This is a genomic window from Stenotrophomonas sp. 2YAF22 (assembly GCF_052114665.1).
Taxonomy (GTDB): Bacteria; Pseudomonadota; Gammaproteobacteria; order Xanthomonadales; family Xanthomonadaceae; genus Stenotrophomonas; species Stenotrophomonas indicatrix.
In genome coordinates, this window is record NZ_JBFRFE010000614.1 from 1 (window position 1) to 2,588 (window position 2,588).

2 protein-coding genes are annotated in these 2,588 nt (G+C 64.3%); both read left to right on the plus strand.

The window, feature by feature from the left end; all coding sequences use genetic code 11:
• On the plus strand, nt 1-1,246 hold a 1,246-nt coding region (locus AB4Y84_RS18930), incomplete at its 5' end, for a UDP-N-acetylglucosamine 4,6-dehydratase family protein (protein WP_442250656.1).
• Nucleotides 1,243-2,121, plus strand: a complete 879-nt coding sequence (gene galU / locus AB4Y84_RS18935) for a UTP--glucose-1-phosphate uridylyltransferase GalU (protein WP_025875017.1) — start codon at nt 1,243-1,245, stop codon at nt 2,119-2,121. The genes AB4Y84_RS18930 and galU, both read left to right, overlap by 4 nt.
• Nucleotides 2,122-2,588 lie beyond the last annotated feature (467 nt).

The window sequence follows — 2,588 nt, forward strand, 5'->3', positions numbered from 1 at the left end:
CCGCATGCAGCGCGTGGTGGCCATCTGCGAGAGCACCGGCATTCCGTTCCGCACGGTGCCCAAGCTCAGCGACATCCTGCAGGGACAGTCGCTGCCGGGCCAGTTGAAGGAAGTGGCGATCGAAGATCTGCTCGGGCGCAAGCCGATCATGCCGGACTGGAACCTCATCCGCGGCTGGTTGGGCGGGCGCACGGTGATGGTGACCGGCGCCGGTGGCTCGATCGGATCCGAGCTGTGCCGCCAGTGTGCGCGCCACGGTGCGGGTCGTATCGTGCTGCTTGAGATCAGCGAGCTGCTGCTGTTGACCATCGAAGGCGAGCTGCGCCGCAGCTTCCCCGATGTCGAGATCGAAGCGGTGCTCGGTGACTGTGGTGATCCTGCGGTGATCCGCCACGCGCTGTCGCTGCACCCGGTCGACACCGCCTTCCATGCGGCTGCCTACAAGCACGTGCCGGTGCTGGAGCGTCAGCTGCGTGAAGCCGTGCGCAACAACATCCTGGCTACCGAGAACGTGGCCCGCGCCTGCCTGGAAGCCCACGTCGAGCATTTTGTGTTCATCTCGACCGACAAGGCGGTGGACCCGGTCAATGCGCTGGGCGCCAGCAAGCGCTATGCGGAGATGATCTGCCAGAGTCTGGACCAGAAGTCCACGCACACCCGTTTCGTGACCGTGCGTTTCGGCAACGTGCTGGCGTCGGCCRGCAGCGTGGTGCCGCTGTTCCGCGAGCAGATCCTCAAGGGCGGCCCGGTCACGGTGACAGACCCGGAGGTCAGCCGCTATTTCATGACGATTCCCGAGGCGTGCCAGCTGATCCTGCAGGCGGCCGCGTCGGCGTCGCACGGCGCAATCTACACCTTGGACATGGGCGAGCCTGTGCCGATCCGGGTGTTGGCCGAACAGATGATCCGCCTGGCCGGCAAGCAGCCTTACAAGGACATCCCGATCATCTACACCGGCATGCGCCCGGGCGAGAAGCTGCACGAGACGCTGTTCTATTCCGACGAGGACTACCGGCCAACCGCGCATCCGAAGATCCTGGAAGMCGGCGTGCGTTCGTTCTCGCGTGACATCGTGCTGGGCAACGTGCCCAAGCTGCGCGAGGCGATTGCCAGGTACGACATCGATACGATCCAGGAAATCCTGTTCGCGACCATGCCGGAATTCTCGCCAATCGAACAGGATGCTTACATTTCATCCGCTAAGGTTGTGCCCTTTCCGGCACGTGAGGCCAACAGGCACCAATGAGCAAGCGCATTCGCAAGGCGGTATTCCCGGTAGCGGGTCTGGGCACGCGTTTTCTTCCGGCGACCAAGACGGTGCCGAAGGAGATGCTGCCGATCATCGATCGGCCGCTGATCCAATACGCAGTGGATGAGGCGATCGAAGCAGGCTGTGACACCCTGGTGTTCATCACCAACCGTTACAAGCACGCCGTCGCCGACTATTTCGACAAGGCTTATGAGCTGGAGCAGAAGCTCGAGCGCGCAGGCAAGCACGAGCAGCTCGAATTGATCCGCCATGTACTGCCGGAAGGCGTGCGCGCGATCTTCGTTACCCAAGCCGAGGCTCTGGGCCTGGGCCACGCGGTGCTGTGTGCCAAGGCGGTCATCGGTGACGAGCCGTTCGCCGTGCTGTTGCCAGATGATCTGATCTGGAACCGCGGCGCGGGTGCACTGAAGCAGATGGCCGACCTCAACGAAGCCAGCGGCGCCAGCGTGATCGCCGTGGAAGACGTGCCACACGACAAGACGGCCAGTTACGGCATCGTTGCTACCGAGGCGTTCGATGGCCGCAAGGGGCGTATCTCGCAGATTGTGGAGAAGCCCAAGCCGGAAGACGCGCCGAGTGACTTGGCGGTGGTGGGGCGCTACGTGCTGAGCCCGAAGATCTTCGAGCTGCTTGAGCAGACCCGCACCGGTGCCGGTGGCGAGATCCAGCTGACTGATGCGATCGCCGAACTGCTGAAGACCGACGAGGTCGATGCCTATCGTTTCGAGGGCACCCGTTTCGACTGCGGCACCCATCTGGGGCTGGTCGAGGCGACGATCCGCTTTGCGCTGGACAACCCGAAGCTGGCCGGCCCGGCGCGCGAGAAGCTGGCGGCGATGCTGGCGGAGTAAGGGTTTTTCGAGCGCTCCGGCAGCGCCTTCCTGCATAGCTGGGGGAGGCGCAGGCAGGCCGCTGCAGGACACGCCGTAAACCCATCCTTGGGGGCTCGATGGCGCCATCCATGGCGCCAACGGTCCTGCAGCGGCCTGCCCACGCCTCTCGACAGTTTCCTGCGGGCGCGGACGGGCAGGGCGGAATCAAAGGCAGAAGCAAGAGCAAAAAGGCAGCCATTGGCTGCCTTTTTTCGTGGGTTGGGGTCGGATCCCTTTGCGCAGCAAAGGGCTCTGACCCCAAGGCCGAAAGCATCCACGCATGGCGTGGATCTACTACCTTTGCTCACCCCACCGCCGCGCGGAATGTTGGGTGGCGCGGGTGGGTGAGGCTGGCCGGGACTGTCAGCGGCATGGGCCAGGCGCATGCGCCTGGCGGGTTGGGCAGGACGCCCAACCCCGGTCTTGCCGTGTGCGCAGGACAGCGC

Excerpts from the sequence above, each read along its gene's own strand:
- galU (WP_025875017.1), top strand. The coding sequence starts at position 1,243 with ATGAGCAAGCGCATTCGCAAGGCGGTATTCCCGGTAGCGGGTCTGGGC.